Origin of the sequence: Tardiphaga sp., from assembly GCF_028290785.1 — a bacterium.
Classification (GTDB): Bacteria; Pseudomonadota; Alphaproteobacteria; order Rhizobiales; family Xanthobacteraceae; genus Tardiphaga.
In genome coordinates this window covers 19,860-34,306 of the sequence record NZ_JAQGJD010000074.1, presented here as the reverse complement: position 1 = coordinate 34,306, position 14,447 = coordinate 19,860, and the positions used below count along the sequence as shown (strand labels likewise).

Genomic DNA, 14,447 nt, shown 5'->3' with positions numbered 1-14,447 from the left:
GGTGAGAATGACACGTGGCGCCTCGACGTCGCATGTCGGGCAATCCCGCGGTTCGTCACATTCGGCCATCGGCCGCATGTCGGTGAACGGGCCGCAATCGTTGCAGAGATATTCATAGACCGGCATGTGAGTATCCGTTGTTGTAACTGCGACCTCTCCCCGTCATTGCGAGGAGCCCTTGCGACGAAGCAATCCAGTTCTTCTTTCGCTTGTGGACTCTGGATTGCCGCGTCGCTTCGCTCCTCGCAATGACGGGGATGGTGCGGTGAATAAAAAGAGGCTGCGGGACGGTGACTCATTCATCCCGCAGCCCAAGGTGTCACTTGTCGGGCGACAGCGGCATCTGGATCGAACCGTCGATATGCTTGATCGGGCCGGCCGACGATGGATTGATGTCGAAGTCGAAGATCTGCGTCGGCAGCCACAGCGTCGCGCAGGCGTTGGGCACATCGACAACTCCGGAGATGTGGCCCTGCACCGGCGCGGTCCCGAGGATCGAATAGGCCTGGGCGCCGGAATAGCCGAACTTCTTGAGGTATTCGATGGCGTTCAAACAGGCCTGGCGATAGGCGATGTGGACGTCGAGATAATGCTGCTTGCCTTCCTCATCGACCGAGATGCCCTCGAAGATCAGGTAGTCGTTGTAATTCGGCGTCATCGGCGACGGCTTGAACACCGGGTTTTTGATGCCGTATTTGGCAACGCCGTCCTTGATGACATCGACCTTGATGTGTAGCCAGCCGGCCATCTCGATGGCGCCGCAGAACGTGATCTCGCCGTCGCCCTGGCTGAAATGCAGGTCGCCCATCGAGAGCCCGCCGCCCGGCACATAGACCGGGAAGTACACTTTCGAGCCGCGCGACAGGTCCTTGATGTCGCAGTTGCCGCCATGCTCGCGCGGCGGCACGGTCCGCGCGCCCTCAGACGCGGCCTTGTCGCGGGCTTCGCCCTTGAGCCGACCCATATGAGCGGTGGGACCGAACGGCGGGTTGGCCAGGCCCGGCACGCGGGTCGGATTGGTGTCGATCAGCGCCTGCTCACGCTCGTTCCATGTCGCCAGCAGCTTCGGATCGGGCAGACAGCCGATCAGACCGGGATGGATCAGTCCGGCGAAATTGACGCCCGGGATATGCCGCGACGACGTGTACATACCCTTGAAGTCCCAGATCGACTTCTGCGCCAGCGGGAAGTGGTCGGTGAGAAAGCCGCCGCCGTTCTGCTTGGAAAAGAAACCGTTGAAGCCCCACTGCGAATCCTTCATCGGGCCGACGTCGAGCAGATCGACGACGAGAAGATCGCCGGGCTCGGCGCCCTTGACGCCGATCGGGCCGGACAGAAAGTGCACGATGGACAGATCGATGTCGCGCACGTCGTCGGCGGAATCGTTGTTCTTGATGAAGCCGCCGGTCCAGTCATAGGTCTCGACGATGAAATCGTCGCCGGGATTGACCCAGGCCACCATGGGAATGTCGGAATGCCACCGGTTGTGAATCATGTCGTTGTCGTAGGCCGACTGCGTGAGATCGACCTTGATCAGTGTATCCGCCATTCAATGCTCCCCTGGTTACTCGTCTTGGTGGTGAAAAATCTAGACCGACAGGTATTTTGCGATCTGTCCGGCATCGATGCCGTCGCGCATCTCGTCGCGCACGATCTCGCCGTTCTCGATCACCAGCACGCGATCGGCGACGTCGAGCGCGAAGCTCAGCACCTGTTCGGAGACGATGATCGATAGCCCCTTGGTGTCGCGGATCCGCTTCAGCGTGCGCGCCATCTCCTTGATGATCGAGGGCTGGATGCCCTCGGTGGGCTCGTCGAGCAGCAGCACTTTCGGCTTGGTGGCGAGGGCCCGCGCAATGGCGAGCTGCTGCTGCTGGCCGCCGGACAGGTTGCCGCCGCGGCGGTCCTTCATTTCCAGCAGCACCGGGAACAGCTCGTAGAGATCGCCTGGCACGTTCTTCTCGCCGGAAACCACCAGGCCGGTTTCGATATTTTCCTTCACCGTCATATGCGAGAAGATCATGCGGCCCTGCGGCACGTAAGCCAGTCCCTTGGCAACGCGCTCATAGCTCTTCAGCGCGTTGATCTCGGTGCCTTGCATCGTGACCGATCCGCTCTTGGTCGGCACGATGCCCATCAGCGATTTCATCAGCGTGGTCTTGCCCATGCCGTTGCGGCCCATGATCGCCACGATCTCGTTGGGCTGCACCGTGATGTTGAGCCCGTGCAGCACCTCGCTCTGGCCGTAGGCGACGTGCAGGTCGTTAATGGCAAGCATGGTTATTTCCTCTCTGTCGTCATTGCGAAGAGCCCTTGCGACGAAGCAATCCAGTTCTTGTGTGCGGCTTCTGGATTGCTTCGCTTCGCTCGCAATGACGGCTGATGGTCCGGTGCCCGTTTCATTCGATCTCAATGCCCCAGATACACTTCGATGACCTTGGGGTCGTTCTTGACCTTCTCCATCGAGCCTTCCGACAGGATCTGCCCCTGGTGCAGCACCGTGACCTTGTGGGCGATATCCTCGACGAATTTCATGTCGTGCTCGATCACCAGCACCGAGCGGTTCTTGATGATGGTGTTGAGCAGTTCCGCCGTCTTGATGCGCTCGCTGACGCTCATGCCGGCGACCGGTTCGTCGAGCATCAACAGGTCCGGGTCCTGGATCAGCAGCATGCCGATCTCCAGCCACTGCTTTTGGCCGTGACTGAGCAATTCCGCGGACATGTTGAGGCGGTCCTTCAGGAAGATCATCTCGGCGACTTCCTCGACGCGGTCGCGCACGATGGCGTCGCGCTTGAACGTCAGCGCGCCGAACACGCTGCGCCCGCGCGGGAACGAGATCTCGAGGTTCTCGAACACGGTGAGATCGTCATAGATCGACGGCGTCTGGAATTTGCGGCCGACCCCGGCCTGCACGATCTGGTTCTCCTTCATCTTCGTGAGGTCCTTGTCACGAAAATGGATCGCGCCCGAGGTCGCCTTGGTCTTGCCGCAGATCAGGTCGAGCACGGTGGTCTTGCCGGCGCCGTTTGGGCCGATGATGACGCGGATCTCGTTTTCCTCGACGTAGAACGACAGGTCGTTGACGGCCTTGAAACCATCGAACGACACCGTCAGTCCTTCGACCGCGAGCAGAAAATCCTTGGGCTGGTGACCGATCAGCATGTTGGTGTCCTCACTCTGCCGGGGCGCCGTCGGCGACCGACGCGTCGGTCCAGCCGTTCTTCGGGGATTTCTTGCGCAGTAACTTATCGACCTGCGGCTGCACGTAGTCGCTCCAGATTCCGGCGAGGCCGTTCGGGAACGCCAGCACCACCGCGATGAACAGGCCGCCGAGGCCGAACAGCCAGAGTTCGGGGAAGGATTCCGAGAAGCTGGTCTTGGCGAAGTTGACCAGCAGCGTTCCGTACACCGCGCCGAGGATTGACAAACGGCCGCCAACCGCCGTGTAGATCACCATCTCGATGGACGGGACGATTCCGACGAAGGACGGCGACATGAACCCGACCTGCAGCGCGAACATGGCGCCGCCGATCGCCGCGAAGATCGCGGCCACGCAGAACGCGAAGATCTTGAAATTGGCGACGCTGTAGCCGGAGAACCGCACGCGATCCTCCTTGTCGCGCATCGCCACCAGGATGCGGCCGAGCTTGGAGCGGCGGATGAACTGGGCGATGAAGATGCAGCCGAACAGGCAGGCCACCTCGAAGAAGTACAGCACGATCTTGGCGTGGTCCGGGCGGATATCCCAGCCGTTCAGGGTGCGCAGGTCGGTCATGCCGTTGATGCCGCCGGTATAGCCCTGCTGGCCGACGATCAGGATGGTGAGGATCGCCGCCACCGCCTGGGTGATGATGGCAAAGTACGTGCCCCCGACGCGGCGCTTGAACATCGCCGCACCAATGACGAAGGCGAAGAACGCGGGCACTGCAATGATCGCAATGACCGTGAAGGTCAGACTGTGAAACGGCTTCCAGAAGAACGGCAGCGAGGTGATCTGATTCCAGTCCATGAAATCCGGGATGCCAGGCGTCGACTGGATCTTGGTGTTCTCCGGGCTGGATGCTTCCAGCTTGAGGAACATCGCCATGCAGTAGCCGCCGAGGCCGAAGAACACGCCCTGCCCGAGGCTGAGAATGCCGCCATAGCCCCAGCAGATCACCAGACCGACCGCCACAAAGGCGTAGGTCAGATATTTGGCGACCAGATTGAGCCGGAATACATCGAGGCTGAGCGGCAGGATCACCACCAGCAGAACGGCGAGCGCCAGGATGCCGAGCAGTTCGGGCCGGTTGACGAGGCGTGCATTGTCGGACATCGGCTTCAGCCCTTTATTATTTGCGAACCTTGAGGGCGAACAGGCCCTGCGGACGCAGCATCAGAATGCCGACAATGGCGAGCAGCGTGAGAACCTTGGCCATCGACCCCGACATGAAGAATTCCATGGTCGACTGCGCCTGCGAGATGGTGAACGCCGAGGCGATCGTTCCCACCAGACTTGCCGCACCACCGAACACCACGACCAGGAAGGTATCGACGATGTAGAGCTGGCCGGAGGTCGGGCTGGTGGAGCCGATCATGGTGAACGCGCTGCCGGCGATGCCCGCAATGCCGCAGCCGAGGCCGAAGGTGTAGCAATCGACGCGCTCGGTATTGATGCCGACGGCGCCGGCCATCACGCGGTTCTGCACGACGGCGCGAACCTGGCGGCCCCAGCGCGACTTGTACATGATGTAGGCGACCGCCATGGTGATCAGCAGCGTCAGGCACATCACGAAAATGCCGTTGATCGGCACTTCGATGCTATCGGTGATCTGCTGCGACCCCATCATCCACTGCGGCAGTTCGACGCCGACTTCACGCGCGCCGAACACCGAGCGATAGGTTTGCTGCAGGATCAGGCTGAGGCCCCAAGTGGCGAGCAGCGTGTCGAGCGGGCGCTTGTAAAGATGCCGGATCAACGCCCATTCCACCAGCATCCCCAGCGCCCCGGAGGCGATGAAGGCCAAGATCATGGCGACGAAGAAGTAGCCGGAGAACAACGATGGCAGATGGGTCTGGAAATAGCTCGACGTCAGCCAGGTGACGTAGGCGCCAAGGATCATGAATTCGCCGTGCGCCATGTTGATGACGCCCATCTGGCCGAAGATGATCGCCAGCCCCAGCGCCATCAGTACATAGACCGAGAACAGGATCAGTCCGGCAAAGCCCTGCATCGCGAAAATGGCGCCGAGATCGCCAATGGAATATTCGCCGAACATCGTTCGTCCTCCGTCGGGGAAAGGGCCCGCGTCGCGAACGACGCGGGGTGGGATTTCGCGGATAGGTCGTCCGCGTCAGGGATTTGATGAAGCTTACTGGTAGCCCTTGGGGAACGGATCCGGCTGCACCAGGTCGGCGGTCTCGTAGACCACGTCGAACTGGCCATCGAGACGGGCCTTTCCGACGCGGGTCTTGGACCACAGGTGATGGTTCTCGTGGATCCGGACGTAGCCTTCCGGCGCGCCCTTGAACTCGATGCCGGGCGACGCCGCCGCGACCTTGTCGATGTCGAAGGAGCCGGCTTTCTCGACGGTCGCTTTCCACAGCCACGGCCCGAGATAGGCGGCCTGCGACACGTCGCCGATCACCGTCCTGGCGCCCCACATTTTCTGGAAGTCAGCGACGAACTTGGCGTTGTTCTCGTTCTTCAGCGACTGGAAGTACTTCATGCAGGCATAGGCACCGGCAATGTTCTCGCCGCCGATACCGTCGATCTCGTCCTCGGTGACCGAGATGGTCAGCAGCGTCTGCTTCGACAGGTCGATGCCGGCTGCCTTGAGCTGCTTGTAGAAGGCGACGTTGGAGCCGCCGACCACGTCTGTGAAAATCACGTCGGGCTTGGTCAGCTTCAGCTTGTTGATCACCGAGTTGAACTGGGTGTGACCGAGCGGGAAATACTCTTCGCCCACGACCTTCAGCTTCAGCATGTTCTCAATGTGCTTGCGCGCGATCTTGTTCGAGGTGCGCGGCCAGATGTAATCGGAACCGATGAAGTAGAACGACTTGGCGCCCTTCTCCTTGGTGATCCAGTCGATGCCGGCGAGGATCTGCTGGGTCGCTTCCTGGCCGGTGTAGATGACGTTCTTGGACTGCTCGAGGCCTTCGTAGAAGGTCGGGTAATAGAGCATGCCGTTATACTGCTCCATCACCGGCAGCACCGCCTTGCGCGAGGCCGAGGTCCAGCAGCCCATGATGGCGGCCACCTTGTCGTTGACTAGCAGCTTCTTGGCCTTTTCGGCAAAGGTCGGCCAGTCCGAGGCGCCGTCTTCCTGGATCACCTTGATCTTGCGCCCGAGCACGCCGCCCATGGCGTTGATCTGCTCGATGGCGAGCTTTTCCGCCTGGATCGAGCCGGTTTCCGAGATCGCCATGGTGCCCGTGGCGGAATGCAGGATGCCGACGGTGACCTCGGTGTCGGTGACCGCGAGCCCCGTGGTGTTGATGGCCGACGTGGCCGGTGCCTGCGCAAATGATGAGCGCGGCAGCATCGTCAGGGCGGGCAACGCGGCCATCCCCATCAGCAGTTTTCGCCGCAATGGCGAGTGTAGACCCGGCTTCTTCTCGTCTGACATGTTTACCCCACTGGTTTCTCGGACGCCTATTGGTGAGGCAAGAATTGCTGAAGTTGTGCGGTGCACAGATACGCGAGATCGCGTATACTGCACCGCAAAATGGCGACGTAGGTTTTCAGCCTTGCGCGACATGCGTAATGCGGTGGGTCAGGAGCGGACGAGTGGCAGGGCGACAGCGTATCGACCGTGTCCGGCGCCAGTACAATCAATGGGTCGCCAACCAGACGCTGGAAGATTATGCGCTGCGTTTTACGGCGAAAAGCGCACGGCGCTGGTCGTCGGCGCGGGTCGCCAATACCGCGCTGGGTGCGATCTCGTTCCTAGCGCTCGAAGCCATCGGCGGTACCATCACCATCAATTACGGCGTCACCAACGCCGCCGCCGCGATTTTGGTGGTCAGCATCATCATCTTCTGCTGCGGCCTGCCGATCGCCTACTATGCCGCTAAATGCGGCATCGACATCGACCTGCTGACCCGGGGCGCCGGCTTCGGCTATATCGGCTCGACCATCACCTCGCTGATTTACGCCTCCTTTACGTTCATCTTCTTCGCCATCGAAGCGGTCATCATGGCCTCCGCGCTGGAGATGTGTTTCGACATTCCGCGCCCGGTCGGGTACCTGATCTCCGCCGTGGTGATCATCCCGCTGGTGATCTACGGCATCACCATGATCAGTCGCTTCCAGCTCTGGACGCAGCCGATCTGGCTGGTGCTCAACCTGCTGCCCTTCGTGGCTATCGCCTATGCGAGCCACGATTCTTTTGTTGAATGGACGAAGTTTCCGGGTCAGCACGGCGATCCCGCCGGGGGCCTCGACCTGCTGCTGTTCGGCACGGCCGCTTCCGTCATGTTCTCGCTGGTGGCGCAGATCGGCGAACAGGTCGACTTCCTGCGCTTCCTGCCGCGCGACCGCCGGGAGTCGAAGCTCTCCTGGTGGGTGGCCCTGTTATGCGCGGGCCCGGGCTGGATCGTGGTCGGCGCACTGAAACTGCTGGCCGGCTCTTTCCTTGCCTATTTCGCACTGACCCACGGCATCTCGGCCGAACATGCCGCGGAGCCGGCGCACATGTACCTTGAGGCGTTCCGCTATGTGCTGTCGCATCCGGATCTGGCGCTGGCGCTGACCGGCACCTTCGTGATCCTGTCGCAGCTCAAGATCAACGTCACCAACGCTTATGCCGGGTCGATCGCGTGGTCGAACTTCTTTTCACGCCTGACCCACAGCCATCCCGGCCGCGTGGTGTGGCTGGTGTTCAACGTGCTGGTGGCGCTGCTGCTGATGGAGATCGGCGTCTACAAGGCGCTGGAGCAGACGCTCGCGCTATATTCCAACGTCGCGATCGCCTGGGTGGGCGCATTGGTGGCCGATCTCGTCATCAACAAGCCGCTCGGCCTCCGTCCGCAGCAGATGGAGTTCAAGCGCGCGCATCTCTATGACATCAACCCGGTCGGCGTCGGCGCCATGCTGGTGGCCACCTTGCTATCGGTCAGCGCATTCTACGGATTGTTCGGGCCGGTGGCGAAGGCGCTGTCGCCTTTCGTGGCGCTGGTTGCGGCGCTGGTCACCGCGCCTTTGATCGCATGGGCGACAGATGGAAAATACTACATCGCGCGAAAGCCCAAGCGGGCCTGGCAGAACCTGCCGGTGATTGCCTGCTGCATCTGTGAACATTCCTTCGAGCCCGAGGACATGGCGCACTGCCCGGCCTATGCCGGACCGATCTGCTCGCTGTGCTGCTCGCTGGACGCGCGCTGCCATGATCTCTGCAAGCCGCATGCGCGGATCCAGGAACAGATCTCGGCCACCTTCGGCAAACTACTGCCGGCGCCGATCTATGCCCGGATCAATTCGCAGGTCGGGCATTACCTCGGCGTATTCGCGATGTCGGCCGGGCTGGTCGGCTTGACGCTGGCGCTGATCTATCTGCAGACGTCGGCCGCCGTGCCCCCCGACGAGGTGCAGCTCTCCGACGTGCTGTGGAAAGTGTTCTTCGCGCTGTCGATCATTATCGGTGTCGTCGCCTGGCTGTTCGTACTGGCCAAGCAAAGCCGCCGCGCCGCCGAGGCCGAAACCAGACGCCAGACCACGCTGCTGATGCAGGAAATCAACGCCCATCAGCGCACCGACGCCGAGTTGCAGCGCGCCAAGGAAGTCGCGGAGTCCGCCAATCTCGCCAAGAGCCGCTACGTGGTCGGCCTCAGCCACGAACTGCGCTCGCCCCTCAACGCCATCAGCGGCTACGCGCAGTTGCTCGAACAGGACGCCACCCTGCAGGCCAAGCCGCGCGACCAGGTCCGCGTCGTTCGCCGCAGCGCCGACCACCTGTCCGGCCTGATCGACGGCATCCTCGATATATCGAAGATCGAGGCCGGCCGGCTCTACCTGTCGCGCGACGAGGTCCGCCTGACCGACTTTCTGGACCAGCTGGTCGGCATGTTCCGGCTGCAGGCCGCGGCAAAGGGTATCGACTTTGTGTTTCGGCGACCCAACGTGCTGCCGGTAGTGGTCTATGCGGACGAAAAACGGCTGCGCCAGATCCTGATCAACCTGCTGTCCAACGCCATCAAGTTCACGCAGACCGGCAGCGTGCAGTTCGTGATCCACTATCGCAGCCCGGTGGCGGAATTCGAGGTGATCGACACCGGCCCCGGCATCCGCGCCGACGACCTGGAGCGCATCTTCGCGCCGTTCGAGCGCGGCGCGCTCGGGGTGTCGCAGCCGCACACCGGTACCGGCCTCGGCCTGACGATCAGCAAGCTGCTGGCGGGCGTGATGGGCGGCGACATCCGGGTTGTCAGCACGGTCGGCACCGGCAGCACCTTCCGCGTCAAGATGCTGCTCTCGGAAGTCACCAACCCGACCCGGATTGCGCCGATCGATGCGCCGATCTTCGGTTACCACGGCGCGCGGAAAACCATCCTGGTCACCGACGACGACCCAACCCAGCGCGACCTCTTGCGCGAGGTGCTGACGCCGCTCGGCTTCATCCTGCTCAGCGCACCGGACGGCGCCGCCTGCCTGAGCCTGGCCCAGCACTGCCAGCCCGACCTGTTCCTGCTCGATATCTCCATGGCCGGCATGGACGGCTGGACGGTGGCGGAAACCCTGCGCGCCACCGGCCACCACCAGGCGCGCATCCTGATGGTCTCGGCGAGCGCGCTGGAAGCCCACGGCACGCCGCTGGCGCAGCCGTTCCATGACGGCTACCTGATGAAGCCGATCGACATTCCCCGCCTGCTTGAACTGATCGGACAACTCCTGAAGATCGAATGGCAATACGAGCGCGACGAGATCGCCCCGCCGCAATGGACCCCGAACGGCTTGCGTCCGCCGGTCGAGCATGTCGAGGATCTCATCAGTCTCGGCCAGATGGGCCATATCCGCGCCATCCAGATCAAACTCGACGAGATCGGCAGCGACTATCCCGAACACGCCGCCTTCGTGGCGCAGATGCGCTCGTTGATCGACCGCTTCGATCTCGACCAGTACATGGCCACGCTCAAGACGTTGTACAGCTATGATCACTGATCCCAAAAAACGCGACATCGCCCTTGTGGTGGACGACTCCCCGGAAACGCTGCGGCTGCTTACCGACGCGCTGGACGGCGCCGGGATGACGGTGATGGTGGCAATGGACGGCGCCGCGGCGATACGAATCGTCGAACAGATCACCCCGGACATCATTCTGCTCGACGCCATGATGCCGGGCATCGATGGCTTCGAAACCTGCCGCCGCCTCAAGCGCGACGCGGGCCTCGCCGACGTGCCGGTGATCTTCATGACCGGGCTGGCCGAAACCGAGCATATCGTCCGCGGGTTGGAGGCCGGCGGTGTCGATTACGTCACCAAACCGATCGTGATCGAGGAGATGATCGCGCGAATCCGCGTCCACCTCGCCAATGCCCGGCTGACACAGAGCGCACGCACCGCGCTCGACGTCTCCGGCCGCTTCCTGCTCGCCGTCAACTCGCAGGGTGCCATTCTGTGGGCGACGCCGCAGGCCCAGAAACTGCTCGCCGCCAATCTCATCGCCACGGCCGACGACGAGGTTCTGCTGCCGCCGGGGATGCTGCAATGGCTGGAGCAGATGCAGAAAGCCAAGGCCGGCGCCAAGACGTCGCCCTCCGCGGGCTTTCCGGACAACGAGTTGTTGCGGTTGCAATATATGGGGAAAGTCGGCGCGGACGAATTCCTGCTTCGCCTCGCCAAGGATGCTGCCGCCTATCTGCCGTCGGAATTCAGCAAGGACCTCGGCCTCACCGGACGCGAGGGCGAAGTGCTGTCGTGGCTCAGCAAGGGCAAGAGCAACCGCGACATCGCGCAAATCCTGGGATTGAGTCCGCGCACCGTCGACAAGCACCTCGAGCAGATCTACGCCAAGCTCGGCGTCGAGAACCGTACCGCGGCTGCGGCGATTGCGGTAAATGCGAGCCACCGCAAGTCGTAGTGATTTGTCGTCCCCGCGAAGGCGGGGACCCACAGCCTCCGTCACCGCGATTTGGAAGAAGGCCGTCCGCCACATCGCCACACGCCTGCACGGCGTATGGGTCCCGGCCTTCGCGGGGACGACCCGTGAGCGGCCACTTCTCCACCCTTTGTCCGCCTTGTCCCCCCACCGCATCGTGCTATGACTCCCTGCGGCGCATTCCCGATCAACGGGGAGCGACCAGACATCGCCGCCGGTTACGGCGGTTCAGGGAGGATGACACATGGCTTTCAACGGCCCGACGCGGCGTGCTGTATTGCAGGGCGCGCTCGCCACCAGCGCGCTTGGTCTCACCGGATTTCCCGCTTTCGCCGACCCCGCCTGGAAGAAATATGCTGGCACCACGATCGAGGCCAACCTGATCAAGGGACCGCGCGGCGACCTGCTGCAAAAATATGCATCCGAATTCACCGACCTCACCGGCATCAAGGTCGAATCCGAGGTGATCCCGGAGCAACAGCAGCGCCAGAAGGCGGTCATCGAACTGACTTCCGGCAAGCCCAGCTTCGACGTCGTCCATGTCAGCTACCACGTGCAGAAGCGGCAGTTCGAAAAAGCCGGCTGGCTCGCCGATCTCACCGGGTTCATGAAGGATCCGAACCTCACCGCGCCGGACCTGCGGGTGGATGATTTCTCCGCCGGCGGCCTGCAATTCGCCCAGAACGAAAAAGGCGAGATGCATTCACTGCCGTGGTCGGTGGACTATTTCATCCTGTACTACAACAAGGAAATGTTCGCCAAAAAGGGCATCGCCGTGCCCAAGACCTTCGACGAAATGGCCGCTGCTGCCGAGAAGCTCAACGATCCCGCCAACGGCATCTATGGTTTCACCGGACGCGGCCTGCGCAACGCCAATATGACGCTGTGGACCAATTTCTTCCTCAACTACGGCGGTGAATTCCTCGACGCCAAGGGCAACATCCAGACCGACGGGCCCGAGGCGATCGAAGCCACCAAGATGTACCAGCGGCTGCTGACCAAGACCGCGCCCCCCGGCGTCGCCGGCTTCAACTGGATGGAATCGATGGCCACGCTGACGCAAGGCCGCGCCGCGATGTGGATTGACGGCGTCGGCTGGGCGCCGCCTATCGAAGATCCCAACGCCTCGCGCGTTGTCGGCAAGATCGGCTACACCGTCGTTCCCGCTGGCCCCAAGGGCCAGTACTCCGCCGCCTATGGCGACGGCATTGGTATCGCGAAGACCAGCACAAAGAAGGAAGCCGCCTATCTCTATTGCCAATGGGCGGTGTCCAAGACCATGGGCGCCCGGCTGCTGCAAGGCGGCGGCGGCGTGCCGTTCCGTAACTCGATCCTCAACGACGAGACCGTGCGTAAGGGGGTCAAGAACCAGGAGTGGCTGGATTCGGTGATCGCCTCGGCCAAGATCAGCAAGCTCGGCCTCCCGGTCATCGTGCCCGTCGCCGAATTCCGCGACCTGGTCGGCGCCGCCGTCACCGCTACCCTGTCGGGGGCGGATCCGGCGACGGAGTTGAAGAAGGCTCACGAGCAGTTCCGGCCGATCCTGGAGCGCAGTGAAAAAACGTGAGCGAACTGACAGCAGGGCGAACGAGCGCGGTCGAAAAGGAGGCCGCCAAGAAAAAAGAGTGGCGGCCGATTTCCTATTGGCCGTTTATTGTCCCGGCGATGGTCGTCGTCCTGGCTGTCATCATTTTTCCCTGGGCTTACACGATCTGGATGAGCCTGCATGAATGGAAGGTCGGCTCTCCGCCGACCTTCGTCGGCCTCGCCAATTACCTCCGGCTGCCGACCGATGCGCGCTTCGTCGAGTCAGTCTGGCATACCCTCGTCTATACAGCGCTGTCGGTCGCCCTGCCGCTGATCCTCGGCACGCTGGCCGCGGTGATCTTCAATACAAAATTTCCGCTGCGCGGCTTTTTCCGCGGTCTGTTCATCCTGCCGATGATGGCCACCCCGGTCGCCATTGCGCTGGTGTGGACGATGATGTTCCATCCGCAGCTCGGCATTCTCAACTACCTGCTGTCGATGGTCGGGCTACCGCCCTCGCTATGGGTTTTCCACCCGGCCACGGCGATCCCTTCGCTGGTGCTGGTGGAAACATGGCAATGGACGCCGCTGGTCATGCTCATCGTGCTGGGCGGCCTGACCGCGATTCCATCCGAGCCCTATGAAAGCGCGCAGATCGATGGCGCGACGCCGTGGCAGACCTTCCGCTATATTTCGCTGCCGATGATCATGCCGTTCCTGTTCATCGCGGCGATGATCCGCATGATCGACGCGGTCAAGAGCTTCGACATCATCTTCGCGATCACGCAAGGCGGCCCCGGCAGCGCCTCGGAAACCATCAACCTGTATCTCTATAGCGTCGCCTTCGTCTATTACGACGTCGGCTACGCCTCGGCGATCGTGGTGGTGTTCTTCGCGCTGATCATAGCTCTGGCCGGCGCCCTGCTGCACCTGCGCCAGCGAACCCACTGGAACGATGCCGGAGGCAGCGCCTGATGCGGACCCTTCTCCACAGGATCGGCCTGACCTTCGCGATCCTCGTCATCGTGTCGCCGGCGGTGCTGTTCTTCCTCTGGATGTTCTCGCTGTCGATCAAGTTCGAGATCGACAACGCCTCTTATCCGCCGGTGTTCATCCCGACTCGCTTCAACTGGGGCAACTACGCCGCTGTCATCGAGTCGAAGCGGTTCATGACCTATTTCTTCAACACCCTGATCGTCACGGGCTCCGCGACCCTGTTTGCGCTGCTGGTCGGCGTACCGGCCGGCTATGGCCTCGCCCGCATGCGCGCCCGTAAGGCCGCGGTGGTGATCCTGATTGCCCGCATCACGCCGGGGCTGTCCTATCTGATTCCGCTGTTCCTGCTGTTTCAATGGCTCGGCCTGCTTGGCACGCTGTGGCCGCAGATCCTCATCCACCTCGTGGTGACCGTGCCGATCGTGATCTGGATCATGATCGGCTATTTCGAGACGACGCCGATGGAGCTGGAGGAATCGGCGGTGATCGACGGCGCCACCCGCTGGCAAGTGTTCCGTCATGTCGCCTTGCCGATCGCGCGCCCCGGCATCGCCGTCGCTTTCATCCTGTCGGTGATTTTCTCGTGGAATAACTTTGTGTTCGGCATCGTGCTGGCCGGACGGGAAACACGAACGCTTCCGGTCGCGGTCTACAACATGATTTCCTTCGACCAGCTCAGTTGGGGGCCGCTCGCGGCGGCAGCCTTGATCGTCACCTTTCCGGTGCTGCTGCTGACGGTGTTCGCGCAGCGGCAGATCGTGGCCGGGCTGACGGCCGGCGCGGTGAAATAGATCCGGCCCCGTCATTGCGAGGAGCCCTTGCGACGAAGCAATCCAGTTCTCT

At 62.2% G+C, this 14,447-nt stretch carries 12 protein-coding genes; 5 read left to right on the top strand and 7 right to left on the bottom strand.

What is annotated here, in order from left to right; genetic code table 11:
* The 7 genes from JWR89_RS04300 to urtA all read right to left on the bottom strand — a co-directional run.
* Positions 1-126, bottom strand: a 126-nt coding sequence (locus JWR89_RS04300) for an FmdB family zinc ribbon protein (protein ID WP_299712146.1), incomplete at its 3' end; no start/stop codon positions are given.
* 193 nt (positions 127-319) lie between these two features.
* Complete coding sequence (fmdA, locus tag JWR89_RS04295; protein WP_299712141.1) at positions 320-1,549, bottom strand: formamidase; 1,230 nt, start codon at positions 1,547-1,549, stop codon at positions 320-322.
* A gap of 39 nt (positions 1,550-1,588) precedes the next feature.
* Entirely contained in the window at positions 1,589-2,278 is a 690-nt protein-coding gene (gene urtE, locus JWR89_RS04290) for an urea ABC transporter ATP-binding subunit UrtE (protein ID WP_299712139.1), read from the bottom strand.
* A 131-nt stretch (positions 2,279-2,409) separates the two neighbouring features.
* On the bottom strand, positions 2,410-3,165 hold the full coding sequence (gene urtD, locus JWR89_RS04285) for an urea ABC transporter ATP-binding protein UrtD (protein ID WP_299712137.1): 756 nt from the start codon (positions 3,163-3,165) through the stop codon (positions 2,410-2,412).
* A 10-nt stretch (positions 3,166-3,175) separates the two neighbouring features.
* Positions 3,176-4,318 (bottom strand): urea ABC transporter permease subunit UrtC, encoded by a 1,143-nt coding sequence (gene urtC, locus JWR89_RS04280; RefSeq protein ID WP_299712136.1) that lies wholly within the window; start codon positions 4,316-4,318, stop codon positions 3,176-3,178.
* A gap of 16 nt (positions 4,319-4,334) precedes the next feature.
* A complete protein-coding gene (gene urtB, locus JWR89_RS04275) occupies positions 4,335-5,261 on the bottom strand; it encodes an urea ABC transporter permease subunit UrtB (protein WP_299712135.1) in 927 nt (308 codons plus the stop codon).
* A gap of 93 nt (positions 5,262-5,354) precedes the next feature.
* Positions 5,355-6,614, bottom strand: a complete 1,260-nt coding sequence (urtA, locus tag JWR89_RS04270; RefSeq protein WP_299712134.1) for an urea ABC transporter substrate-binding protein — start codon at positions 6,612-6,614, stop codon at positions 5,355-5,357.
* 161 nt (positions 6,615-6,775) lie between these two features.
* On the opposite strand from urtA, the gene JWR89_RS04265 reads away from it, so the two are divergent.
* From JWR89_RS04265 to JWR89_RS04245, 5 genes are all read left to right on the top strand, one after another.
* Positions 6,776-10,144 carry an ATP-binding protein gene (locus tag JWR89_RS04265; protein WP_299712133.1) on the top strand — a complete coding sequence of 1,123 codons (3,369 nt, stop codon included), beginning with the start codon at positions 6,776-6,778 and terminating at the stop codon, positions 10,142-10,144.
* Positions 10,134-11,063 carry a response regulator gene (locus tag JWR89_RS04260; protein ID WP_299712132.1) on the top strand — a complete coding sequence of 310 codons (930 nt, stop codon included), beginning with the start codon at positions 10,134-10,136 and terminating at the stop codon, positions 11,061-11,063. The genes JWR89_RS04265 and JWR89_RS04260 overlap by 11 nt, the downstream gene beginning before the upstream one ends.
* 262 nt (positions 11,064-11,325) lie before the next feature.
* Entirely contained in the window at positions 11,326-12,648 is a 1,323-nt protein-coding gene (locus JWR89_RS04255; protein WP_299712131.1) for a sugar ABC transporter substrate-binding protein, read from the top strand.
* Between the two features lie 5 nt (positions 12,649-12,653).
* Complete coding sequence (locus tag JWR89_RS04250; RefSeq protein WP_299712144.1) at positions 12,654-13,583, top strand: sugar ABC transporter permease; 930 nt, start codon at positions 12,654-12,656, stop codon at positions 13,581-13,583.
* Complete coding sequence (locus JWR89_RS04245; RefSeq protein ID WP_299712130.1) at positions 13,583-14,395, top strand: carbohydrate ABC transporter permease; 813 nt, start codon at positions 13,583-13,585, stop codon at positions 14,393-14,395. The genes JWR89_RS04250 and JWR89_RS04245 overlap by 1 nt, the downstream gene beginning before the upstream one ends.
* The last annotated feature ends 52 nt before the right edge of the window (positions 14,396-14,447 follow it).

Bases quoted from the DNA above. Each gene is read 5' to 3' on its own strand.
- fmdA (WP_299712141.1), bottom strand. From the start codon at position 1,549: ATGGCGGATACACTGATCAAGGTCGATCTCACGCAGTCGGCCTACGAC.
- urtE (WP_299712139.1), bottom strand. From the start codon at position 2,278: ATGCTTGCCATTAACGACCTGCACGTCGCCTACGGCCAGAGCGAGGTG.
- urtD (WP_299712137.1), bottom strand. From the start codon at position 3,165: ATGCTGATCGGTCACCAGCCCAAGGATTTTCTGCTCGCGGTCGAAGGA.
- urtC (WP_299712136.1), bottom strand. From the start codon at position 4,318: ATGTCCGACAATGCACGCCTCGTCAACCGGCCCGAACTGCTCGGCATC.
- urtB (WP_299712135.1), bottom strand. From the start codon at position 5,261: ATGTTCGGCGAATATTCCATTGGCGATCTCGGCGCCATTTTCGCGATG.
- urtA (WP_299712134.1), bottom strand. From the start codon at position 6,614: ATGTCAGACGAGAAGAAGCCGGGTCTACACTCGCCATTGCGGCGAAAA.
- JWR89_RS04260 (WP_299712132.1), top strand. From the start codon at position 10,134: ATGATCACTGATCCCAAAAAACGCGACATCGCCCTTGTGGTGGACGAC.
- JWR89_RS04255 (WP_299712131.1), top strand. From the start codon at position 11,326: ATGGCTTTCAACGGCCCGACGCGGCGTGCTGTATTGCAGGGCGCGCTC.
- JWR89_RS04245 (WP_299712130.1), top strand. From the start codon at position 13,583: ATGCGGACCCTTCTCCACAGGATCGGCCTGACCTTCGCGATCCTCGTC.